Genomic DNA, 22,892 nt, shown 5'->3' on the forward strand with positions numbered 1-22,892 from the left:
TCTTCGTTTTAATTGTTACTCAGTTGCGCGGTTTATAAGTCTGAAGAAATTCAAATAAACCCTTTGGCTGAATACCAATGTGATTAATTTATTACTTAGAATATAATTCTACGATTAATTGTTCTTTGATGTTCTCAGGAATTTGGATTCTTTCCGGAGCTTTAACAAAAGTTCCTGATTTTAAATCAGCATTCCAAGTTAACCATTCATAAACACTACTGTTAGCAGCTAATGCATTTTCGATAGCGTCTAATGATTTTGATTTTTCTCTTACAGCTACAACATCACCAGCTTTTAATCTGAATGAAGGAATGTTAACAATTTCTCCGTTAACAGTAATGTGACGGTGAGAAACTAATTGACGAGCACCTCTACGAGAAGTAGCAATACCTAAACGGTAAACAACGTTATCTAAACGAGACTCACATAATTGTAATAATACCTCACCGGTAATTCCTTTAGATGCAGATGCTTTTTTGAATAAGTTACTGAACTGACGCTCTAATATACCGTAAGTATATTTTGCTTTTTGCTTTTCATTTAACTGAATAGCATATTCAGATTTTTTAGCTCTTCTTTTACCAGCTCCGTGTTGTCCTGGAGGGTAATTTCTTTTTTCGAAGCTTTTATCATCTCCGAAAATTGCCTCGCCAAATTTACGAGCAATCTTAGTTTTTGGTCCTGTATATCTTGCCATTTCTAATTAATTAAGTAGGGATTATGAATTAAGGCTATCCTTCGATAATCGTTTTTCTCCTACTAGGTTAAAATTTATACTTAATAAAATAATAGTAAAGTATAAACTGAAACAAAGTTCAGCTTATACTCTTCTTCTTTTAGGTGGACGACATCCGTTGTGAGGAATTGGAGTAACATCAATGATTTCAGTTACTTCGATACCTGTATTGTGGATTGATCTGATTGCAGATTCTCTACCGTTACCTGGTCCTTTTACATATACTTTAACTTTACGTAATCCAGCTTCTTTAGCAACTGAAGCACAATCTTCAGCAGCTAATTGTGCTGCATAAGGAGTGTTTTTCTTAGATCCTTTAAAGCCCATTTTACCAGCTGAAGACCATGCGATTACATCACCTTTTTTGTTTGTTAAAGATATGATTATGTTGTTAAATGATGCAGTTACGTGAGCTTCACCAACTGATTCAATTACAACTTTACGTTTTTTTGTTACTTTAGACTTTGCCATAATTCATTACTATTAGTAAAAATAATCTAGCGATTATTTTTTCTTGTTAGCTACAGTTTTTCTCTTACCTTTTCTCGTACGAGAGTTATTCTTAGTTCTTTGACCTCTTAATGGTAATCCAAGTCTGTGACGAATACCTCTTTGACATCCGATATCCATTAAACGTTTAATGTTTAATTGAATCTCAGAACGTAACTCACCCTCGATAGTGTAAGTTCCAACTTGTTCACGAATTGCTGCTATTTGATCATCAGTCCACTCTTGAACTTTGATATTCTCATCTATTTGTGCGTTAGCTAAAACTTCTTTAGCTCTGCTTTTTCCTATACCAAAGATGTAAGTTAAAGCGATAACTCCTCTTTTATTCTTTGGAATGTCAATACCTGCGATTCTAGCCATAACTACCCTTGTCTTTGTTTAAATCTAGGATTCTTTTTGTTTATTACATATAATCTGCCTTTTCTACGTACAATTTTGCACTCGGCACTTCTCTTCTTGATTGATGCTCTTACTTTCATCAGTTTTATTTTTTAATATCTGTAAGTAATTCTTGCCTTAGATAAATCATAAGGACTCATTTCTAATTTTACTTTATCTCCTGGTAATAATTTAATGTAATGCATACGCATTTTACCAGAAATATGAGCCGTAACAATATGTCCATTTTCTAATTCTACACGAAACATAGCATTAGATAATGCCTCTGTTATTGTTCCATCTTGTTGAATTGCTGATTGTTTAGCCATATTATTTTAATGATTTTCTGTTACTGTTACCTGTTTTCATTAAACCGTCATAACGACTATTTAATAAGTACGAGTTGATTTGTTGAATAGTATCAATTGCAACTCCTACCATAATGATTAAAGATGTTCCACCATAAAACATTGCCCAATTTTGAGTTACTCCAAATTTCACAATAATTGCCGGTAAGATAGATAAAGCTGCTAAAAATAATGATCCTGGAAATGTTATTTTAGATAACACTGAATCTAAATAATTAGCTGTTTCTTCTCCTGGTTTATACCCTGGAACAAAACCATTACTTCTTTTTAAATCTTCTGCCATTTTATTTGTAGGAATTGTAATCGCTGTATAAAAGTAACTGAAGACAATAATTAAGATAGCAAATATAACGTTATACCATAAACCGAAATTATCAGCTAAACTGTTTAAAGCTGGGTATTTTTGACCTAAAGCTACAGGTAAAAACATAATAGCTTGGGCAAATATAATAGGCATTACACCTGCAGCATTTAACTTTAAAGGAATGTATTGTCTAGCGCCATCTACATCCTTAATATTGGTAACTGCAGTACGACGTGCATATTGAACTGCTACTTTTCTTACAGCTGTTACTAATAATACGGTTAATAAAATTACTACAAACCAAACTACTAACTCAATTAAAATCATCATGATTCCACCTCCACCAGCATTCTCTGTTTTAGAAACTACTTCTTGTAAAAAGGCAACCGGGAAGTTAGCAAGAATACCTACAGTAATTAATAATGAAATACCATTACCAACTCCTTTGTCTGTAATACGCTCACCTAACCACATTGCAAAAATGGTTCCGGCTGTTAATAAAATCATTGATGAAACCCAAAATGTTAAACCTGTTACTAAGAAAGCTGACTCAGGTAATCCGAATTGGGTTTTAATTGCAGTAATATAAGTTGGCCCTTGAACCAACGTAATTAAGATTGTTAACCATCTGGTTATTTGAGTAATCTTTTTTCTTCCACTTTCTCCATCTTTTTGTAGTTTTTGTAAATATGGTACCGCAATACCCATTAACTGAACTACAATAGATGCAGAGATATAAGGCATTATACCAAGTGCCATCACTGATGCTCTGGCAAATGCCCCTCCTGTAAATGCGTTTAATAAACCTAAAAGACCACCTCCAGTTTGATCTTTCAATGCTGTTAATTGTGTTGGATCTATTCCTGGTAACGGAACAGCAGCCATAAATCTATACACAGCGATTAAACTTATAGTTAAAAGTATCTTTTCTTTTAACTCTTCAATCTTGAAAATGTCTCTTAAAGTATTTATAAAATTCATCATTTACAGTTTTCTTATAAGGTAACCACCTCACCTCCAGCAGCTTCAATAGCAGCCTTAGCCGATGCAGTAAATTTATGTACAGTAATATTCAATTTAGCTTTTAACTCTCCACGACCTAATATTTTAACTAAGTCATTTTTACGAGCTAAACGGTTTTCAACTAAAACATCCATATTCACTGTATCAGTTATTTTACCGTTTTCAACTAAATCTTGTAACTTATCTAAATTAACACCAACATACTCTTTACGATTAATGTTAGTGAATCCAAATTTTGGCACACGTCTTTGAAGAGGCATTTGCCCTCCTTCAAATCCTACTTTACGAGAATATCCTGAACGAGATTTAGCTCCTTTGTGTCCTCTTCCTGCAGTAGTAGCTCTACCAGAACCTTCTCCACGTCCAACACGCTTCCCTTGACTCTTTGTTGCTCCAACTGCCGGCTTTAAGTTATGTAAACTCATCTTATATTATCTTATTTAATTTCTTCAACAGAAATTAAGTGTTGAACTTTATTTACCATACCCAAAATTGTAGCTGATGCTTCATGCTCTACAGTTTGGTTCATCTTACGTAAACCTAACGCCTCTAAGGTTCTTTTTTGGTTTTTAAGGCGACCGATTTGGCTTCTTACTTGTGTAATTCTTATTTTACTCATCGTCTTAAAATTTATCCGTTAAAAACTTTCTCTAAAGAAATTCCTCTTTGTCTAGCAATAGTTTCAGCACTACGTAATTGTAATAATGCATCAAAAGTTGCTTTAACCACGTTATGAGGGTTAGAAGATCCTTGAGATTTTGATAATACGTCTTTTACTCCTACAGATTCTAATACTGAACGAACAGCACCCCCTGCAATAACTCCAGTACCGTGTGAAGCTGGTTTAATAAATACCTTAGCCCCTCCGAATTTACCTTTTTGCTCATGTGGTAAAGTACCATCTAAAAGAGGAATACGAACTAAATTCTTCTTAGCTTCTTCAACTGCTTTAGCAATTGCTGAAGAAACATCTTTAGACTTACCTAATCCGTGTCCTACAACTCCGTTACCATCTCCAACAACCACGATAGCAGAGAAACCAAATGCTCTACCTCCTTTGGTTACTTTAGTAACACGTTGCACGCCTACTAATCTATCAACAAGCTCTAATCCGCTTGGTTTTACTCTTTCTACGTTTTTATATCCTAACATAATATAATTTCTTAAAATTTTAAACCAGCTTCTCTTGCAGCGTCTGCTAATACTTTTACTCTTCCGTGGTATAAATACCCGTTACGATCAAAAGCAACAATTTCATATCCTGCTTTTACCGCTTTTTCAGCTATCGATTTACCTACTGCAACAGCAGCTTCCGCTTTAGAGCTAGATGAAATATCTTTATCTCTTGATGAAGCTGATGCTATAGTAATTCCAGCTACATCGTCAATTAATTGAGCATAGATTTCTTTATTACTTCTAAATACTGATAATCTTGGCTTTTCAGTAGTTCCTGTAACAACTTTTCTAATTCTATACTTAATACGTTGTCTTCTTTCAAGCTTTGATAATGCCATAATAATTTTCTCTTATTTATTATGCAGATTTACCTGCTTTTCTTCTTAATACTTCTCCTACAAACTTAATTCCTTTTCCTTTATAAGGCTCTGGTTTACGGAATGAACGAATTTTAGCAGCAACTTGGCCTACTAATTGCTTGTCATGTGAAGTTAACTTTACGATCGGGTTCTTACCTTTTTCAGATACCGTTTCAATTTTAACTTCCGGAGCTAATTCTAAAATAATGTTATGAGAAAAACCTAAAGCTAAATCTAATTTTTGACCTTGATTCGAAGCTCTATAACCAACTCCCACTAACTCTAACTCTTTAGTAAAACCTTTGCTAACACCTTCAATCATGTTATTGATTAAAGCACGGTATAAACCATGTTTAGCTCTGTGTTCTTTACTTTCTGATGGTCTTTCAACTGTAATTGTACCATCTTCAACTTTTACAGTAATACCAGAAGTTAACTCTTCAGTTAATTCTCCTAATTTTCCTTTTACTGTTACCACGTTTCCGTCTACTTTAATTTCAACACCTTGTGGCAATGCGATTGGATTTTTTCCTATTCTACTCATCTTACAAATGTGTTTTTAGTAAACGTAACATAATACTTCTCCACCAACGTTTTCTTGACGTGCTTTTTTGTTTGTCATAACTCCTTTAGAAGTTGACACAATAGCAATACCTAAACCGTTTAATACTCTAGGCATTTCTTTAGCACCTACGTACTTACGTAAACCTGGTGTTGAAACTCTTTGAATTTTTCTAATAACCGACTCTTTTGTCTCTCTATCGTACTTTAAAGCTATCTTGATAGTACCTTGTACTGTATCGTCGTTAAATTGATAGCTTAAAATGTACCCTTGATCAAACAAAATTTTAGTCATCTCCTTCTTCAATTTAGAAGCTGGAACTTCAACCACTCTGTGACCTGCAGCGATAGCATTTCTCACTCGAGTAAGGAAATCCGCGATTGGATCTGTGTACATAATAATTAATTTGCGGTTTTGGTTTTTAGCCGTTTCTATTTTACCTACGAATGGTCGTAACCACTAAACCTGAAACCAGTTAATACTCATTGTTTTGTTTTAAATATTATTTCGTTATATCTGTTTTATAAGCTTTTATTTACTTACAAGATATAATTACCCTATAAAAAACAGAGTGCAAATATACACAAACTTTTTGAAAAAAAAACGTTTTTAATAATTATCGTTTTGACTCTTAATTTATTGAGTTTTATTTTCTTCTGATGTATAAAATAACACCTTATTTTTAAAGGGTTGAAAATCAAAAGTGCTAATGCATAAATAAAAAAATAAGGCATACAAAAATATTGTATACCTTATATTTATCTATAAAAACTGTCTGTTACCAGCTAGCTTTTTTAACTCCTGGAATTAATCCTTGGTTAGCCATTTCACGGAATGTTACACGAGAAATTCCGAATTGACGCATATATCCTCTTGGACGTCCCGTTAATTTACAACGGTTATGCTTTCTAACTGGAGAGGCATTTTTAGGTAACTTTTGTAATGCTTCATAGTCTCCTGCTTCTTTTAAAGCTTGTCTCTTTTCAGCATATTTTGCTACCATTTTAGCTCTTTTGCGCTCACGCGCTTTCATTGATTCTTTAGCCATCTTAATTAATTCTTTTTAAACGGTAAACCTAATTCTGTTAATAATGATTTAGCTTCCTTGTCAGTTTCTGCTGATGTTACGAATGTAATATCCATTCCACTGATTTTCTTAACTTGATCAATATTAATCTCCGGGTAGATGATTTGTTCAGTAATTCCTAAGCTGTAATTACCTCTACCATCAAAACCATTTGCTTTAATTCCGTCAAAATCTCTTACACGTGGTAAAGAAGCTGTTATTAAACGATCTAAAAATTCGTACATTTTATCTCCTCTTAACGTAACTTTAGCACCAATTGGCATTCCTTTACGTAATTTGAAGTTTGCAACGTCTTTTTTAGAAATAGTTGAAATAGCTTTTTGACCTGTAATAGTTGTTAACTCATCAATAGCATATTCAATTAATTTCTTATCAGCTATAGCTGCACCTACACCTTTGCTTACAACGATTTTTTGTAATTTAGGTACTTGCATTACATTCTTATAACCGAATTCTTCAGTAAGAGCTTTGATAACTCTGCTCTTGTACTCTTCTTTTAATCTTGGTACGTAACTCATGGTTATATTGCTTTATCTGATTTTTTTGATACTCTTACCTTCTTATCTCCCTCCATTTTATAACCAACTCTTACTGCTTCACCGTTTTCAACTAAAGCAACGTTAGAAATATGTAATGGAGCTTCTTTTTTTACGATACCTCCTTGTGGATTAGCAGCACTTGGTTTAGTATGTTTAGATACCATGTTTACACCTTCAACTACTACTCTATCTTTATCTTTAAGGATACGTAAAACCTTTCCTTCAGATCCTTTATGATCTCCTGCGATAACTTTAACAGTATCTCCTGATTTGATTTTAAACTTCTTCATCTTATCTTCGATTTTAAAGCACTTCAGGTGCTAATGATACTATTTTCATAAATTGTTTCTCACGTAATTCACGAGCCACAGGACCGAAAACACGAGTACCTCTCATTTCCTCTGCAGGATTTAATAATACACATGCATTATCGTCAAATCTGATATATGATCCGTCTTTACGTCTAACTTCTTTCTTAGTACGAACAACAACTGCACGAGATACCTGACCTTTCTTTACAGTTCCGTTTGGAGTTGCAGATTTTACCGTTACAACGATTTTATCTCCAACGCTAGCGTAACGCTTTTTTGTTCCTCCTAAAACTCTAATCACTAAAACTTCTTTTGCTCCAGTGTTATCTGCGACTTTTAATCTTGATTCTGTCTGTAACATATTATTTAGCTCTTTCTAGGATTTCTACTAATCTCCAACGCTTAGATTTACTTAATGGACGAGTTTCCATTATTTTTACAGTATCTCCAATGTTGCAATCATTATTCTCGTCATGTGCAACGTACTTCTTCGTCTTTAATACGAACTTACCGTACATTGGGTGCTTTACTCTCTTTACCTCGCTTACAACAATAGATTTCTCCATTTTGTTACTAGATACAACACCGATTCTCTCTTTTCTAAGATTTCTTTTTTCCATCTTTAAAACTGACTAGAATTATTGTAATTCTCTTTTTGTTAATTCCGTAGCAATTCTTGCCACAGTTCTTCTTAAGGCACGTAACTCTAATGGATTTTCCAATGGAGTTATAGCATGCGCCATCTTAAGATCAGTATAGTTTTTCTTCAACGCTCCTAGCTTTTCCTGTAAGTCAGCTGTTGATAATTCTTTAATTTCTGATTGTTTCATTGTTTATAGAATTAAGCGTTATAATCAAAATCTCTTGCGATGATAAACTTGGTTTTCACAGGAAGTTTTTGAGCAGCTAAGCGTAACGCTTCTTTTGCTACTTCCATTGGTACTCCACCAACTTCAAACAAGATTCTTCCTGGTTTTACTACTGCTACGAAATGATCAGGAGCACCTTTACCCTTACCCATACGTACCTCTAAAGGTTTCTTTGTAATTGGTTTATCCGGGAAAATTTTAATCCAAAGTTGTCCTTCCCTTTTCATATAACGAGTTGCCGCGATACGAGCTGCTTCTATTTGGCGAGATGTAAGTAAGTTTTGGTCTAGTGATTTAATACCGAACATTCCGTTAGAAAGTTCAGTACCTCTACCAGAGTTACCACTCATATTACCTTTGCCCTTCTGAACTCTACGGAACTTTACTCTTTTTGGCTGTAACATGTCTAATTTCTTTTAAAAATTATTTTCTTCTGCGAGGTTGACGTTTACCTGTTCCTTTATTAGAATTTCCTTTTTGTTTAGATAATCCTACTAATGGAGATAATTCACGTTTTCCATAAACCTCACCTTTCATAATCCATACTTTCACACCTAATCTTCCGTATGTAGTATGTGCTTCGTCAAGTGCATAATCTATATCTGCTCTGAAAGTAGATAGAGGAATTCTTCCTTCTTTAAAATGCTCTGAACGTGCCATTTCAGCTCCGTTTAAACGACCTGAAATTTGGATTTTAATACCCTCAGCGTTCATGCGCATTGCAGCAGCGATAGCCATTTTAATTGCTCTCTTGTAAGAAATTCTATTTTCAATTTGACGAGCAACACTAGCTGCAACTAATTTTGCATCTAATTCCGGACGTTTAATTTCGAAAATATTAATTTGAACTTCTTTTCCTGTGATTTTCTTAAGCTCTTCTTTTAACTTGTCTACCTCTTGCCCTCCTTTACCGATAATAATACCTGGACGAGCTGTAGTGATAGTAACGGTTACAAGTTTTAAAGTACGCTCAATAATAATACGAGAAACACTTGCTTTAGATAATCTAGCCTCAATGTACTTTCTTATCTTATCATCTTCAGCAATCTTATCTCCGTAGTCATTTCCACCATACCAGTTAGAATCCCATCCTCTGATGATTCCTAAACGATTTCCTATTGGATTAGTCTTTTGTCCCATTTCTACTTTGATTAATTACTGTTATTTTTAGTTCCTAGCTCTAAAGTTACGTGATTAGAACGTTTTCTGATTCTATGAGCACGCCCTTGTGGAGCAGGTCTTAATCTCTTTAACATTCCAGCACTATCAACGCAAATTGATTTTACATATAATCCAGCATTCTCTATACTTGCATCTTCATTTTTAGCTTGCCAGTTAGCAATAGCTGATAATAATAATTTTTCTAAGTTACGAGATGCTTCTTTAGAGCTGAATTTTAAGATTTGTAAAGCTTTTTCCACTTCTACTCCTCTAACTAAGTCGGCTACCAAGCGCATTTTTCTTGGTGATGTAGGACAGTTAGTAAGCTTTGCGAAAGCTTTTTGCTTTCTAGCTTCTTTTAACTGTGTTGCCATGTTATGTTTACGACTTCCCATAATTTCCTACTATTTTTTTCCTTTATTTTTTGCACCTGCATGTCCTCTAAAAGAACGTGTTGGTGAAAATTCTCCTAATTTATGACCTACCATGTTTTCAGTTACGTAAACCGGAACAAACTGACGTCCATTATGAACTGCAATTGTTTGCCCAACAAAATCAGGAGTAATCATACTTGCTCTAGACCAAGTTTTAATAACTGATTTACTTCCAGATTCTACGTTAGCTAACACTTTTTTCTCTAACTTATAGTGAACGTAAGGTCCTTTTTTTAATGATCTTGCCATGATTTATTATTTCTTTCTACGTTCTATAATATACTTGTTACTAGCTTTAGTTTTAGATCTAGTTTTGTATCCTTTAGCCGGTATACCATTTCTAGATCTTGGGTGACCTCCTGTAGAACGTCCTTCACCACCTCCCATTGGGTGATCAACAGGGTTCATTCTTACAGCGTTAGTTCTTGGTCTTCTACCTAACCATCTGCTTCTACCTGCTTTACCAGATACTAATAACTGATGATCTGAGTTAGATACTACCCCTACAGTTGCCTTACAAGTTAATAAGATTAATCTTGTTTCACCTGAAGGTAACTTAACTATAGCATACTTACCGTCTCTTGCCATTAACTGAGCAAAAGAACCAGCAGAACGTGCCATAACAGCTCCTTGACCTGGATGTAATTCAATACAAGAAATAGTTGTTCCTAACGGAATATCACTTAAGAACATAGAGTTTCCTACATCCGGAGTTGCTCCTTTACCTGAAACAATCGTTTGACCTACTTTTAATCCGTTTTGTGCAATTACATAACGTTTTTCTCCATCAGCATAAACCACTAATGCAATAAATGCGGTACGGTTTGGATCGTACTCAATAGTTTTTACTGTTGCAGGGATACCGTCTTTATTTCTTTTGAAATCTATAATACGGTATTTTTGTTTATGACCTCCACCGATGTTACGTGTAGTCATTCTACCCTGGTTGTTTCGACCTCCAGATCGTTTTTTCGGAGCTAATAATGATTTCTCCGGCTTATCAGTAGTAATGGTGTCGAACCCATTTACAACTCTAAAACGCTGACCTGGTGTTATTGGTTTTAATTTTCTAACTGACATTTCTTATCTTCTCTTAAAGATTGTTATAAAAATCAATAGTTTCACCTTCTGCTAACTGTACAATTGCTTTTTTGTAACCACTAGTTACACCTGTTACTAAACCTTTTTTAGTGTATTTAGTTTTTCTTTCAGCTGGTTGGTTTAACGTTTTAACTGACGTTACTGCCACACCATAAGCTGCTTCAACTGCACCTTTGATTTCTAATTTGTTAGCTTTCTTATTTACAACAAATGTATAACGATTAAATATTTCGCTATTATTTGTAGCTTTTTCCGTAATAATAGGTTTTATTAAAATACTCATTTTCTTCCCTATTTACTTAAATTAGATTCAATTCCTTCTATTGAGCTTTCAGCAATAATTACTTTACTTGCGTTTAAAACGTTGTAAGTATTAACTCCTGAAGCATCTACTACTTTAGAATTTTTCAAGTTACGAGAAGACAAGTAAACATTCTTGTTTTCGTTACCTAAAACAAATAAAGATTTTTTAGTATCTAATTCTAAAGCTTTTAACACATTAACAAAATCTTTAGTTTTTGGAGCTTCAAAATTGAAATCTTCAATAACTACTAAATTGTTATCTTTTGCTTGAATACTTAAAGCTGATTTACGAGCTAAACGCTTTAAGTTTTTGTTTAATTTGAAAGAATAGTTTCTTGGTCTTGGACCGAAAACACGACCACCACCTCTAAAAACTGGAGATTTGATACTACCTGCACGAGCTGTACCTGTTCCTTTTTGTTTTTTAATCTTTCTTGTACTACCAGCAATCTCAGCTCTTTCTTTCGATTTATGAGTACCTTGTCTTTGATTAGCCAAATACTGCTTTACATCTAAATAAATTGCATGATCATTTGGCTCAATACCGAATACTTCGCTAGAAAGTTCAACTTTTCTACCAGTATCTTTTCCTGTAATGTCTAATACTGCTACTTTCATTATTTCTCGATAGTTACATAAGAGTTCTTGTGTCCTGGAACCGCTCCTTTAACAACGATAAGGTTTTTTTCAGGAACCACTTTTAATACTCTTAAATTTTGAACTTTAACTCTTTCACCTCCCATACGTCCTGCCATACGCATTCCTTTGAATACTCTTGCAGGATAAGAAGCTGCACCAACAGAACCAGGTGCTCTTAAACGGTTATGTTGACCGTGAGTTGCTTGTCCAACTCCGCCAAATCCATGACGTTTAACAACCCCTTGAAATCCTTTACCTTTAGATGTACCCGCAACATCTACGAATTCACCTTCAGTAAATAACTCCACAGTGATTGAGTCTCCTAATTTGTACTCCTCTTCAAAGTAAAGAAATTCAACAACTTTCTTTTTAGCAGATGTACCAGCCTTTTTAAAGTGACCATCTAAAGCTTTGTTAGAGCTTTTTTCTCTTTTGTCATCGAAACCAAGCTGCAAAGCGTTATAGCCGTCAACCTCTTCGGTTCTGACTTGGGTAACAACGCAAGGACCTGCTTCGATTACAGTACAAGGAATATTTTTCCCGTTCTCATCGAATAAGCTGGTCATTCCAATTTTTCTTCCTATTAACCCAGACATATTTGTTAATTTTCAGACGAATAGATTTATTTTATCCAGCGCGTCTATTAATAAATGATTGTTTGAAACGAATGTTTCTGTTTTTCCTTTGTGTTTTTCAAAAAAAAAGAGCGAAAAAAACACCTTCACTCTGAATTTGTTTTTACCGTTTTTCCTTCGCGAAACCCTCAGGACATGTTATTTCTGCATACTTTACAGAAATTTTCACACGCCGAAACCTAAATTTCGGTGTGCAAAAGTAAAAAAAACTTTCGGTTTAACAAAATTAAACCGAAAGTTATTGATTTACTTATACTTTTATCTCAACTTCTACTCCACTTGGTAATTCAAGTTTCATTAAAGCATCAATAGTTTTTGAAGAAGAACTATAGATATCTAATAAACGCTTGTAAGCAGATAATTGAAATTGTTCTCTAGATTTTTTGTTTACGTGCGGAGAACGTAATACTGTAAAAATTTTCTTATGAGTTGGTAATGGAATTGGTCCGTTAACAACAGCTCCAGTACTTTTTACAGTCTTAACGATTTTCTCAGCAGATTTATCTACTAAGTTATAATCGTAAGATTTTAATTTTATTCTTATTTTTTGACTCATCTTAATTAACCTTTAGCTTTAGCAATAACTTCCTCTGAAATGTTACTTGGAGTTTCAGCATAGTGAGAGAACTCCATTGTAGATGTTGCTCTACCAGAAGATAATGTACGTAAAGACGTAACATAACCAAACATTTCTGATAATGGAACGATAGCCTTAACAACTTTAGAACCAGCACGATCACTCATATCGTTAACTTGTCCACGTCTTCTGTTTAAGTCACCAACGATATCTCCCATGTTTTCTTCTGGAGTTAACACTTCTAACTTCATCATTGGTTCCATGATTACAGCTTTTGCAGCTTTCGCAGCAGCTTTGTAACCCATTTTTGCAGCTAATTCGAATGATAACTGATCAGAATCTACAGGGTGGAAAGAACCATCAAGTAAGGTAACTTTCATTGCATCCATTTCATAACCAGCTAAAGGACCATTCTTCATTGCTTCTTTGAATCCTTTTTCTATTGAAGGCACAAATTCCTTAGGAACGTTACCACCTTTAATTTCAGATACAAATTCTAATCCGGCTTTACCTTCTTCAGCAGGTTCCATTCTAAATACGATATCAGCAAACTTACCACGTCCACCAGATTGCTTTTTATAAACTTCTCTGTGTTCTGCAGTTCCTGTAATAGCCTCTTTGTATTCAACTTGTGGTTGACCTTGATTTACTTCAACTTTAAATTCTCTTCTTAAACGGTCTACAATAATATCTAAGTGTAACTCACCCATTCCAGATATAATTGTTTGTCCTGAAGCTTCATCAGTTTTAACAGTAAACGTAGGATCTTCTTCAGCTAACTTAGCTAAAGACATTCCTAACTTATCAACATCTGCCTTTGTTTTTGGTTCAACAGCAATACCAATTACAGGGTCTGGGAAATCCATAGATTCTAACACTATTGGGTGTTTCTCATCAGATAACGTATCTCCTGTTTTAATATCTTTAAATCCAACAGCTGCTCCAATATCTCCAGCTTCAATATATTCAATTGGATTTTGTTTGTTAGAGTGCATTTGGTAAATACGAGAAATACGCTCTTTTTTACCAGATCTGTTATTCATAACATATGATCCTGCATCTAATCTACCTGAATAAGCACGGAAGAAAGCTAAACGCCCAACGAATGGATCTGTTGCAATCTTAAATGCTAATGCAGAAAACGGTTCTTTTGCATCTGGTTTACGAGAGATTTCTTCTCCTGTTTCCGGATCAGTACCGATAATTGCTTCTTTATCTAATGGAGAAGGCAAGTAACGACATACAGCATCTAACATGAACTGTACTCCTTTATTCTTGAATGAAGAACCACATACCATTGGAATGATAGACATATCCATTACAGCAGCACGTAAAGCAGCATGAATTTCTTCTTCTGTAATAGAATCTTCATCTTCCATGTACTTCTCTAACAAGTTCTCATCATAAGCAGCAACTTCTTCAATAAGTTTACCACGTAATTCTCTTGCTTCTTCTTTTAATTCCTCAGGAATATCGATTACATCAAAAGTAGCTCCTTGAGTCTCATCATGCCAAATGATAGCACGGTTTTTAACTAAATCTACAATTCCTTTAAAATCAGCCTCATCACCAATATTGATTACAATAGGCACAGCATTAGAACCTAACATGTCTTTAACTTGCTGACAAACTGCTAAGAAGTTAGCCCCTTGACGGTCCATCTTGTTAACAAACCCCATACGAGGCACTTTATAGTTATCAGCTAATCTCCAGTTAGTTTCTGATTGAGGCTCAACTCCATCTACTGCTGAAAATAAAAACACTAATCCATCTAATACACGTAACGAACGGTTTACCTCAACCGTAAAGTCAACGTGACCCGGAGTATCAATAATATTAAAATGATATCCTTTAGCATCTTCAGTTGGCTTTCCATTTTCAGTAGGGAACTGCCAAGTACAAGTTGTAGCAGCAGAAGTGATAGTAATACCTCTTTCTTGCTCTTGCTCCATCCAGTCCATTGTAGCAGCACCATCATGTACCTCACCAATTTTGTGTGATACTCCCGTGTAATAAAGAATACGCTCTGTAGTTGTTGTTTTACCGGCATCAATATGCGCAGCAATACCAATATTTCTTGTGTATTTTAAATCTCTACCCATTGCTTATTAAAATCTAAAGTGTGAGAATGCTTTATTTGCTTCAGCCATCTTATGAGTATCCACTCTTTTCTTAACAGCAGCTCCTTCTTCTTTAGCAGCAGCTAAAATTTCTGCAGCTAAACGTTGTGCCATTGTTTTTTCATTACGCTTACGCGCATAAGAGATCATCCACTTTATCGCCATAGAAACCTTACGGTCTGGACGAATTTGCATTGGGATTTGGAAAGTAGCACCACCTACACGACGAGAACGAACCTCTACGTGTGGCATTACATTTGACAATCCATCTTTCCACACTTCTAAAGACGATTTTTCTTCATCAGTCTTCTTTTCATTTACGATATCAAGTGCATCGTAAAACACTTTAAATGCTACAGATTTTTTACCGTCCCACATTAAGTTATTCACAAAACGTGTAACTAATTGATCATTAAATCTTGGATCCGGTAACAAAACTCTTTTTTTAGCTCTTCTTTTCCTCATGTCTTTACATTAAAAAAGTTACTAATTATTATTACTTTTTGTCTTTAGGGCGTTTTGCACCGTATTTAGATCTACGTTGAGTTCTTCCGTCAACTCCCGCTGTATCTAAAGCTCCACGTACAATGTGATACTTAACCCCTGGTAAATCTTTTACCCTTCCACCTCTAACTAATACTATCGAGTGCTCCTGAAGATTATGTCCTTCACCTGGAATATACGCGTTAATTTCGTTACCATTCGTCAATCTAACACGAGCAACTTTACGCATTGCTGAGTTAGGTTTTTTTGGCGTTGTGGTATAAACACGCGTACAAACTCCACGTCTTTGAGGACATGCCATCAAAGCAGCCGATTTACTCTTCTTAGTTATTTTGGCTCTTCCTTTACGAACTAATTGTTGAATAGTTGGCATACTAATTAATTACTATTTTTCGTTTGTACTTAAATAATTTCTCTTATTTTTAAGAGTGCGCAAATGTACGACATTTTTCTAATTATTCAAATATCAACAAGTTATTTTTAAACAACATAACATTTTTATAGCATTTCATTAAAATTGAGAAACCTTTATTTAACAGCTAATACGACTAAAAAAAACTATAAAACACAGATTATAAGTATTTTGTTTTTTTTATTTTCTACAAATACATTTACGCAAAATTATTTTCTATCTATTACCTCAAAAGATAGCATTGAGGTTAATATTTTAAAAAAAATAGATTTCCGACAAAAACATTCTTCAGAAAAAAAACTCTTACAGGAGGTAGAATTAGTCGCATCTAAATTAAAATCTTTAGGTTATTTTAATTTAAATATAGAATACACAAAAAAGGATAGTAATTATTCGTATTTCTTCAGCTTAGGAACAAAAGTGACAAAAGCTATTATTAAATTTAATAATTCATCTATAGAAATTCCTTTCGAGATACTCGAAGCTTTTCTTACTCAAAAAACAGTTGAACTTGATAACAAAGGACAATCATTTTCGGAAGTTCAATTACAAAATATAGAATTAGAAAACAACATTCTTTATGCTGAATTGATAACCAAAACCAACAACACTAGGCATATTGACAAAACAATTATAAAAGGCTACAGTCAATTCCCTAAAAAATACATCAAGAATCATTTTTTTATAAAAAACAATTCTATAATCAGTAAAAATAAATTAGGCCATATTTCAGAATCTATAAACTCTTTAAAATTTGTTACAGAAACACAAAAGCCTCAATTACTTTTCAGTAAAGACTCAACCCTGTTATTTTTATATTTAAAAAAAGTGAATACAAATTCTTTTGATGGTTATATTAATGTTACCTCAAAGGAAAATAATTCAGGAATTCAAGTCAATGGCAACTTATCTCTTAATTTATGTAATATTTTTCATGAAGGTGAATCTTTTAATTTACTATGGAATTCTTCTAATCAAAACAAATCGTTTAAAATACATGCTGAAATTCCTTATATTTTCAACTCTCCTATTACTCCAACAATAAATTTTAACTTACATAAACAAGATTCCACTTTTTTAAACGCTGAATTTTCAATTAGGTTAAGTTATAATTTATCCAGAAGATCGTCTATATCTATAAACTCTATTACAACCAGTTCTTCAAACACTCTCAATAAACAAAATGAAACTATAGCCACATATAATAGTTCTTTTTTGGGGATACAATACGCTTATACAATTAACAATAAAGATAAATCTTTTTTTAATTTTCCTAAATTTCAACTTGAAACATCGTCTTTAATAGGTAAGCGAACTTCTAATACAGATGACGGCACACAATTAAAATTCAACTCGTTTATGAGTTATACCTATTCATTAAATAGCAGAAACACTTTACTTCTAAATAATCATATAGGTTATTTAAAATCAAATAATTATTTGAATAACGAACTTTTTAGAATAGGTGGTCAGCAAACCATTAGAGGATTTAACGAACAAAGTATTTTAACTTCTACATATATCTTATTTAACTTAGAATACCATTATTTACTAAATAAGCTCTCATCTGTTTATTCAATTACAGATTATGGAAAATATAAATTCAACAACAATAACAATTCATTAATAGGTCTAGGGATAGGCTACAAGCAATTCGTAAAAAACACTCTCATTAATTTAGAGTATTCTGTAGGAAAAACAGAAAAAAACGACTTTGATTTTAAGAACTCCTTTATTACTATTAAAGTTTTGAGTTTTTTTTAGGAAATTAAAAAAATACCACATACAACCTCAACAAAACTGTGCTCTAGTCATTTTTATTAATAATTAGTTAACAAATTTGTTGTTTTTTTAAGTTTTATTTAAGACTTTTGAGGCAATTAATTCAAACAATTACGCAATGAAAACAAAGTTTAATGGAATTTTAACGCTATTGCTAGCGTTGGTTGTGCAGATTTCATTTGCACAAGAAAAAACAATTTCAGGGACTGTTACAGATGAATCTGGGCCGTTACCTGGAGTAACTGTGCTAAAAAAAGGGACTTCACAAGGTACTGAAACTGATTTTGATGGTAAATATTCTTTAAAAGCTAAATCAGGTGATATTTTAGTTTTTAGTTTTGTAGGAATGAAGACTATTGAAAAAACAGTTGGTAGCTCTAACTCTATCAATGTATCAATGACAAACGATAACGTTCTTGATGAGGTTGTAGTAACCGCATTAGGTATTTCGAGAGATAAAAAATCTCTAGGTTATGCAACTCAGGAAGTTGCAGGAGAAGAACTAACTAACAACAAAAGTGGTAACTTTGTAAATGCTTTATCTGGTAAAGCCTCTGGTGTTCAAATTAGAAAAAACAATAACCTAGGAGGTTCAACCAATGTGGTAATACGTGGTAATGCATCTCTTACTGGAAGCAACCAAGCTTTATTTGTTATTGATGGTGTTCCTATCAACAACACTAACACAAATACTTCTGGGCAATCTCAAGGAGCTGGTGGTTATTACGATTATGGTAATGCCGCATCTGACATTAATCCTGAAGACATTGAATCTATCAACGTTTTAAAAGGAGCTGCTGCATCTGCATTATATGGGTCAAGAGCAGCTAACGGTGTGATAATGATTACAACTAAAAAAGGAAAAGACTCTAAAGGTATTGGAGTTACTATTAATTCAGGAATTACCTTTGGTAAAATCGACAAAAGTACTTTTGCTAAATACCAAACACAATATGGAGCTGGTTATGGACCTTATTATGATGACCCTGACGGCAACTGGTATCTAGAAGATATTAACGGAGACGGTAATGATGATCAAGCTGTAGTTTACACAGAAGATGCTTCATACGGACCTGCCTTTGACTCTAACTTAATGATTTACCAGTGGGATTCATTTGACCCAGATTCTCCAAATTACAAAAAAGCCACTCCTTGGGTTAACGCTAAAAATGGACCGATTACGTTCTTTGAGACTCCTGTTACTATAACAAACTCAATATCTTTAGACAAATCATTAGACAAAGGAAACTTCAGATTAAACTACACTCAATTTGACCAATCTGGTTTAATGCCTAATAGCGAGATTAAAAAGCATAACTTTTCTATGGGTGGAAGTTTCAAGCTAAATGACAAGCTAACTGCTACAGGATATGCCAACTATATAAAAACAAGTGGGCTTGGAAGAAACTCTACTGGTTATGGAGACAACATCATTTCTAACTTTAAGCAATGGTGGCAAACAAATGTTGATTTACAACAACAAAAAGACATTTATTTTGCAACAAGAAGAAACGTAACTTGGAACCCTGCAACTTCAGAAGCTGGTTCTGCACCAATTTTTTGGGACAACCCGTATTGGACAAGATATGAGAATTATCAAAATGATTCAAGAAATCGTTTTGTAGGTAATGCCTCATTAACCTATGAATTAACTGATTGGCTAAATGTTACTGGTAGAATTGCAACCGACACGTATTCTGAATTACAAGAAGAAAGAAGAGCTAACGGAAGTGTTCCTTCTAATTTTGGTGTAAGTAGAGGAACTGTAGATTCTGGTTATGGTAGAAAAAACATTTCTAACACCGAAACCAACTACGATTTAATGTTCAATTTCAACAAAGACTTAACTGATAAAATTAACTTAAAAGGTATTTTAGGAACTAATATTAGACGTAACCACTTCCAATCTATATATGCATCTACAGCAGGTGGATTAGGTGTTCCTAGACTTTATTCTTTACAAAACAGTGTTGGACCTTTACCTTTACCTATAGAAGTTGACAGTAAAATTGGTGTAGATGGAGTTTATGCTAGTGCTTCTTTTGGATATGACGGAACTGTATTTTTTGACGCTACTTTAAGGAGAGACCATTCTTCTACTTTACCTAAAGACAATAGCACTTTTTATTACCCATCTTTTGCAGGAAGTTTTGTATTCTCAAAGCTTACAAATGCTAATTGGATATCTTTTGGTAAATTAAGAGCTAATTATGCAGAAGTTGGTAATAGTGCACCTTTCGATTTTTTATATGACACATTTACTGTGAATATCCCTCCTGGAACGGCAAGTACATCAGTTGGAAACACTAAGAAAAATCCAAATTTAAAACCTGAAAGAACAACAAGTTTTGAAGCTGGTTTAGAAATGAAATTATTCAAGAATCGTTTTGGTTTTGATTTTGCTTACTACAAGAACAACTCTGTTGACCAAATTGTTAGAGTACCAGTATCTACCGCAACAGGTTACTTAAACAAGGTGTTAAATGCCGGAGAAATAGAAAACAAAGGTTTTGAAGTTTCTTTAAATGGTACCCCCATTAAAACAGATGATTTCACATGGAACGCAAACGTAAACTGGTCTAAAAACAAAAGTAAGGTACTTTCTTTAACAGAAGGAATCACAAACTTACAATTAGGGTCATTCCAAGGAGGTATAACAATAAATGCAACTGTAGGACAACCTTACGGAATCATCCAAGGTACAGATTACACTTACCTTAACGGGGAAAAAGTTGTAGATGATTCTAATGGTCAATACATCAAAACAAGCACCTCTGACCAAAAGATTGGAGACACTAACCCTGATTGGTTAATGGGTATCTCTAACAGTTTTAAATATAAAAACATATCATTAAGCTTCTTAATTGATATTCAGCAAGGAGGTAGTATTTTCTCATTAGACCAATACTATGGATTAGCTACAGGATTATACGAAGAAACTGCTTTTATAAATGATTTGGGCAATCCTGTTAGAAATTCTATTGCAGATGGTGGAGGTTTCATAAACCCTGGAGTTAACCCAGATGGATCTGCTAACACAACACGCATTAGAGCAGACAGATTTGGTGCCTTTGGTTACAGAAGAGGATTACCTGATGCTGCATTTGTTTATGATGCTAGCTATGTTAAATTACGTGAGGTTACTCTTACCTATAATTTTACAAATGCATTGTTAGATAAAACATTCTTAAAAGCGGCTTCTATTAGTTTTACAGGATCTAACTTATGGATTATTCATAAAAACTTACCTCATGCAGACCCTGAATCTGGTTTATCTTCTGGTAACTTACAGGGATACTCTGTAGGATCTCTTCCTACGACTAGGGATTTTGGTTTTAACGTTAAATTACAATTCTAAAAAAATATTAAATAATGAAAAAAGTACTAATATTAGTAGCGGCCATTTTAATTGCTTCTTGTACCGACAACTTAGAAGGGTTAAACAAGAACATTAAAGATCCTGCTTCAGTACCTGGAGAAAGTTTGTTTTCCGGGGCTCAAAAAGCTCTTGTTGATCAAGTTGTTGACTTGAATGTTAATAATAACAACACTAAACTTTGGGCACAATATCTACAAGAGACTACCTATACAGATGAAAGTAATTACGATCAGGTAACTCGTACCATTCCTCAAAATCATTGGGATGCTTTATATAAAGATGTTCTTAAAGACTTAGACGAAGCTAAAAAAGTAATTTCAGAAACTACATATACAACTGATGAATTAAACGCTTTAAAACCAAATAAATTAGCAGTTATTGAAATCTTAAATGTTTACACATATGCTTTGTTAGTTGAAACTTTTGGTAATGTTCCTTATACAGAAGCATTGGATATTGAAAACCTAACACCTAAGTATGATGATGGGTTAACCATTTATAAAGATCTTATCTCTAGGTTAACAACAGCTATGAATGCTTTAGACACTAACTTAGGAAGTTTTAGTGAAGAAGGAGGAAAAGCAGATAATATATATAGAGGAGATGTGGCAATGTGGAAAAAATTTGCCGCTTCTTTAAAATTAAGAATGGGTATATTACTTTCGGATGTTGATAATGCTTTTGCTAAATCTACAGTTGAAGATGCTGTTAACTCTGGAGTATTTACAAGTAATGCAGACAATGCTGATTTTACTTACTACTCAGCAGACCCTAACACAAACCCTATTCATGCTAATCTTGTATTAAGTGGAAGACATGATTTTGTTGCAGGAAAAACTATAGTGGATGTAATGAACAACTTAAACGACCCTAGAATAGCTAATTACTTTGAAGAAATTCCTGGAGGTGGTTATCTTGGTGGTACTATTGGTTCAACAGCTAGTTACAAGACTTATTCTCATGTTGACCCTGTTGTTGAAGCTGCTACTACTCCTGGTGTTATTTTAGACTACGCTGAGGTTGAATTCTTATTAGCTGAGGCTGCAGCGCGTTCATTTAATGTAGGAGGAACTGCTAAAGAACACTATGACTCAGCTATTACAGCTTCTTTTCAAGATTGGGGTCTTACAACTACAGACGCAGTTACTTATTTAGCTACTCCTAGCGTAGACTATGCTACTGCTATAACTGCAAGTACTGCATCTACACCATGGAAAGAGGTTATAGGTACTCAAAAATGGATTGCTTTATTCAATAGAGGTTTAGAAGCTTGGACATCTATTAGATTATTAGATTTCCCTCTAATGGCAGTCCCTACTGATGCTGTCTCAGGGTTCCCTAATAGATACACTTACCCTATTGTAGAACAAACTTTAAACGGTTCAAATTATGCTGCTGCCGCTTCAGCTATTGGAAGCGATACAGCTGAACAAAAGCTTTTTTGGGATAAAAATTAATAAAATTTATTTTTAATAAACTGAGCTGGTAATTAAGTATTACCAGCTTTTTTTTATATACTTCAAATTTTCAAAGCTATAATTTAGAACACTATCAAATTTCGAGAACTATAATACCATTTGAAATTTGAAGTAACCGCAATAAAACGTTCTTTTTTCCTTAATA

The 22,892-nt window shown here is 33.9% G+C and carries 33 protein-coding genes; 3 read left to right on the forward strand and 30 right to left on the reverse strand.

The window, feature by feature from the left end:
- Positions 1 to 91 precede the first annotated feature (91 nt).
- From rpsD to rpsL, 30 genes are all read right to left on the reverse strand, one after another.
- On the reverse strand, positions 92 to 697 hold the full coding sequence (gene rpsD, locus ACQY1Q_RS04475; protein WP_431004092.1) for a 30S ribosomal protein S4: 606 nt from the start codon (positions 695 to 697) through the stop codon (positions 92 to 94).
- 123 nt (positions 698 to 820) lie between these two features.
- The gene (rpsK, locus tag ACQY1Q_RS04480; protein ID WP_431004093.1) at positions 821 to 1,207 is read right to left on the reverse strand and encodes a 30S ribosomal protein S11; all 387 of its coding nucleotides are present in this window, start codon (positions 1,205 to 1,207) and stop codon (positions 821 to 823) included.
- A 33-nt stretch (positions 1,208 to 1,240) separates the two neighbouring features.
- Complete coding sequence (rpsM, locus tag ACQY1Q_RS04485; RefSeq protein WP_431004094.1) at positions 1,241 to 1,606, reverse strand: 30S ribosomal protein S13; 366 nt, start codon at positions 1,604 to 1,606, stop codon at positions 1,241 to 1,243.
- Between the two features lie 2 nt (positions 1,607 to 1,608).
- Positions 1,609 to 1,725: a type B 50S ribosomal protein L36 gene (gene ykgO / locus ACQY1Q_RS04490; RefSeq protein WP_013621733.1), complete on the reverse strand. Its 117-nt coding sequence runs from the start codon at positions 1,723 to 1,725 to the stop codon at positions 1,609 to 1,611.
- A 12-nt stretch (positions 1,726 to 1,737) separates the two neighbouring features.
- Entirely contained in the window at positions 1,738 to 1,953 is a 216-nt protein-coding gene (gene infA / locus ACQY1Q_RS04495) for a translation initiation factor IF-1 (RefSeq protein WP_004568721.1), read from the reverse strand.
- 1 nt (position 1,954) lies between these two features.
- Positions 1,955 to 3,277 (reverse strand): preprotein translocase subunit SecY, encoded by a 1,323-nt coding sequence (secY, locus tag ACQY1Q_RS04500; RefSeq protein WP_431004142.1) that lies wholly within the window; start codon positions 3,275 to 3,277, stop codon positions 1,955 to 1,957.
- A gap of 14 nt (positions 3,278 to 3,291) precedes the next feature.
- On the reverse strand, positions 3,292 to 3,744 hold the full coding sequence (gene rplO / locus ACQY1Q_RS04505; RefSeq protein WP_431004095.1) for a 50S ribosomal protein L15: 453 nt from the start codon (positions 3,742 to 3,744) through the stop codon (positions 3,292 to 3,294).
- A gap of 11 nt (positions 3,745 to 3,755) precedes the next feature.
- A complete protein-coding gene (rpmD, locus tag ACQY1Q_RS04510) occupies positions 3,756 to 3,938 on the reverse strand; it encodes a 50S ribosomal protein L30 (protein WP_431004096.1) in 183 nt (60 codons plus the stop codon).
- An 11-nt stretch (positions 3,939 to 3,949) separates the two neighbouring features.
- Positions 3,950 to 4,471, reverse strand: a complete 522-nt coding sequence (gene rpsE / locus ACQY1Q_RS04515) for a 30S ribosomal protein S5 (protein WP_431004097.1) — start codon at positions 4,469 to 4,471, stop codon at positions 3,950 to 3,952.
- A gap of 11 nt (positions 4,472 to 4,482) precedes the next feature.
- Positions 4,483 to 4,833: a 50S ribosomal protein L18 gene (rplR, locus tag ACQY1Q_RS04520; protein ID WP_431004098.1), complete on the reverse strand. Its 351-nt coding sequence runs from the start codon at positions 4,831 to 4,833 to the stop codon at positions 4,483 to 4,485.
- 19 nt (positions 4,834 to 4,852) lie between these two features.
- A complete protein-coding gene (gene rplF, locus ACQY1Q_RS04525; RefSeq protein WP_431004099.1) occupies positions 4,853 to 5,398 on the reverse strand; it encodes a 50S ribosomal protein L6 in 546 nt (181 codons plus the stop codon).
- Positions 5,399 to 5,413: 15 nt separating this feature from the next.
- Positions 5,414 to 5,812 (reverse strand): 30S ribosomal protein S8, encoded by a 399-nt coding sequence (rpsH, locus tag ACQY1Q_RS04530; RefSeq protein ID WP_431004100.1) that lies wholly within the window; start codon positions 5,810 to 5,812, stop codon positions 5,414 to 5,416.
- 382 nt (positions 5,813 to 6,194) lie between these two features.
- On the reverse strand, positions 6,195 to 6,464 hold the full coding sequence (gene rpsN / locus ACQY1Q_RS04535) for a 30S ribosomal protein S14 (RefSeq protein ID WP_431004101.1): 270 nt from the start codon (positions 6,462 to 6,464) through the stop codon (positions 6,195 to 6,197).
- 5 nt (positions 6,465 to 6,469) lie between these two features.
- Positions 6,470 to 7,021 carry a 50S ribosomal protein L5 gene (gene rplE, locus ACQY1Q_RS04540; protein WP_431004102.1) on the reverse strand — a complete coding sequence of 184 codons (552 nt, stop codon included), beginning with the start codon at positions 7,019 to 7,021 and terminating at the stop codon, positions 6,470 to 6,472.
- Positions 7,022 to 7,023: 2 nt separating this feature from the next.
- A complete protein-coding gene (rplX, locus tag ACQY1Q_RS04545) occupies positions 7,024 to 7,332 on the reverse strand; it encodes a 50S ribosomal protein L24 (protein ID WP_431004103.1) in 309 nt (102 codons plus the stop codon).
- 13 nt (positions 7,333 to 7,345) lie between these two features.
- The gene (rplN, locus tag ACQY1Q_RS04550) at positions 7,346 to 7,714 is read right to left on the reverse strand and encodes a 50S ribosomal protein L14 (RefSeq protein ID WP_132793408.1); all 369 of its coding nucleotides are present in this window, start codon (positions 7,712 to 7,714) and stop codon (positions 7,346 to 7,348) included.
- A gap of 1 nt (position 7,715) precedes the next feature.
- Positions 7,716 to 7,973, reverse strand: a complete 258-nt coding sequence (rpsQ, locus tag ACQY1Q_RS04555; RefSeq protein ID WP_075342609.1) for a 30S ribosomal protein S17 — start codon at positions 7,971 to 7,973, stop codon at positions 7,716 to 7,718.
- An 18-nt stretch (positions 7,974 to 7,991) separates the two neighbouring features.
- Positions 7,992 to 8,183, reverse strand: a complete 192-nt coding sequence (rpmC, locus tag ACQY1Q_RS04560) for a 50S ribosomal protein L29 (protein WP_431004104.1) — start codon at positions 8,181 to 8,183, stop codon at positions 7,992 to 7,994.
- A gap of 11 nt (positions 8,184 to 8,194) precedes the next feature.
- Positions 8,195 to 8,626: a 50S ribosomal protein L16 gene (rplP, locus tag ACQY1Q_RS04565; protein ID WP_431004105.1), complete on the reverse strand. Its 432-nt coding sequence runs from the start codon at positions 8,624 to 8,626 to the stop codon at positions 8,195 to 8,197.
- A 19-nt stretch (positions 8,627 to 8,645) separates the two neighbouring features.
- Positions 8,646 to 9,362, reverse strand: coding sequence for a 30S ribosomal protein S3 (gene rpsC / locus ACQY1Q_RS04570; protein WP_431004106.1), 717 nt, complete (start codon positions 9,360 to 9,362; stop codon positions 8,646 to 8,648).
- A gap of 11 nt (positions 9,363 to 9,373) precedes the next feature.
- The gene (gene rplV / locus ACQY1Q_RS04575) at positions 9,374 to 9,778 is read right to left on the reverse strand and encodes a 50S ribosomal protein L22 (protein WP_431004107.1); all 405 of its coding nucleotides are present in this window, start codon (positions 9,776 to 9,778) and stop codon (positions 9,374 to 9,376) included.
- 9 nt (positions 9,779 to 9,787) lie between these two features.
- Positions 9,788 to 10,066, reverse strand: coding sequence for a 30S ribosomal protein S19 (gene rpsS / locus ACQY1Q_RS04580; protein WP_105004307.1), 279 nt, complete (start codon positions 10,064 to 10,066; stop codon positions 9,788 to 9,790).
- 6 nt (positions 10,067 to 10,072) lie between these two features.
- Positions 10,073 to 10,897, reverse strand: a complete 825-nt coding sequence (rplB, locus tag ACQY1Q_RS04585; protein WP_431004108.1) for a 50S ribosomal protein L2 — start codon at positions 10,895 to 10,897, stop codon at positions 10,073 to 10,075.
- Positions 10,898 to 10,910: 13 nt separating this feature from the next.
- Positions 10,911 to 11,201, reverse strand: coding sequence for a 50S ribosomal protein L23 (gene rplW / locus ACQY1Q_RS04590; RefSeq protein WP_431004109.1), 291 nt, complete (start codon positions 11,199 to 11,201; stop codon positions 10,911 to 10,913).
- An 8-nt stretch (positions 11,202 to 11,209) separates the two neighbouring features.
- Positions 11,210 to 11,839, reverse strand: a complete 630-nt coding sequence (gene rplD / locus ACQY1Q_RS04595; RefSeq protein WP_431004110.1) for a 50S ribosomal protein L4 — start codon at positions 11,837 to 11,839, stop codon at positions 11,210 to 11,212.
- A complete protein-coding gene (rplC, locus tag ACQY1Q_RS04600; RefSeq protein ID WP_431004111.1) occupies positions 11,839 to 12,456 on the reverse strand; it encodes a 50S ribosomal protein L3 in 618 nt (205 codons plus the stop codon). The genes rplD and rplC overlap by 1 nt, the downstream gene beginning before the upstream one ends.
- A gap of 289 nt (positions 12,457 to 12,745) precedes the next feature.
- Positions 12,746 to 13,051: a 30S ribosomal protein S10 gene (gene rpsJ / locus ACQY1Q_RS04605; RefSeq protein WP_075342599.1), complete on the reverse strand. Its 306-nt coding sequence runs from the start codon at positions 13,049 to 13,051 to the stop codon at positions 12,746 to 12,748.
- Between the two features lie 5 nt (positions 13,052 to 13,056).
- A complete protein-coding gene (gene fusA / locus ACQY1Q_RS04610) occupies positions 13,057 to 15,174 on the reverse strand; it encodes an elongation factor G (RefSeq protein ID WP_431004112.1) in 2,118 nt (705 codons plus the stop codon).
- Between the two features lie 6 nt (positions 15,175 to 15,180).
- On the reverse strand, positions 15,181 to 15,657 hold the full coding sequence (rpsG, locus tag ACQY1Q_RS04615) for a 30S ribosomal protein S7 (protein WP_431004113.1): 477 nt from the start codon (positions 15,655 to 15,657) through the stop codon (positions 15,181 to 15,183).
- Positions 15,658 to 15,688: 31 nt separating this feature from the next.
- Positions 15,689 to 16,069: a 30S ribosomal protein S12 gene (gene rpsL / locus ACQY1Q_RS04620; protein WP_431004114.1), complete on the reverse strand. Its 381-nt coding sequence runs from the start codon at positions 16,067 to 16,069 to the stop codon at positions 15,689 to 15,691.
- A gap of 144 nt (positions 16,070 to 16,213) precedes the next feature.
- Between rpsL and ACQY1Q_RS04625 the strand changes: the two genes are divergently transcribed.
- From ACQY1Q_RS04625 to ACQY1Q_RS04635, 3 genes are all read left to right on the forward strand, one after another.
- Positions 16,214 to 17,872 (forward strand): hypothetical protein, encoded by a 1,659-nt coding sequence (locus tag ACQY1Q_RS04625; RefSeq protein WP_431004115.1) that lies wholly within the window; start codon positions 16,214 to 16,216, stop codon positions 17,870 to 17,872.
- A gap of 136 nt (positions 17,873 to 18,008) precedes the next feature.
- On the forward strand, positions 18,009 to 21,248 hold the full coding sequence (locus tag ACQY1Q_RS04630) for a SusC/RagA family TonB-linked outer membrane protein (RefSeq protein ID WP_431004116.1): 3,240 nt from the start codon (positions 18,009 to 18,011) through the stop codon (positions 21,246 to 21,248).
- A 14-nt stretch (positions 21,249 to 21,262) separates the two neighbouring features.
- Entirely contained in the window at positions 21,263 to 22,726 is a 1,464-nt protein-coding gene (locus tag ACQY1Q_RS04635; RefSeq protein ID WP_431004117.1) for a SusD/RagB family nutrient-binding outer membrane lipoprotein, read from the forward strand.
- The last annotated feature ends 166 nt before the right edge of the window (positions 22,727 to 22,892 follow it).

This window comes from Tenacibaculum sp. TC6 (assembly GCF_050606265.1).
GTDB lineage: Bacteria > Bacteroidota > Bacteroidia > Flavobacteriales > Flavobacteriaceae > Polaribacter.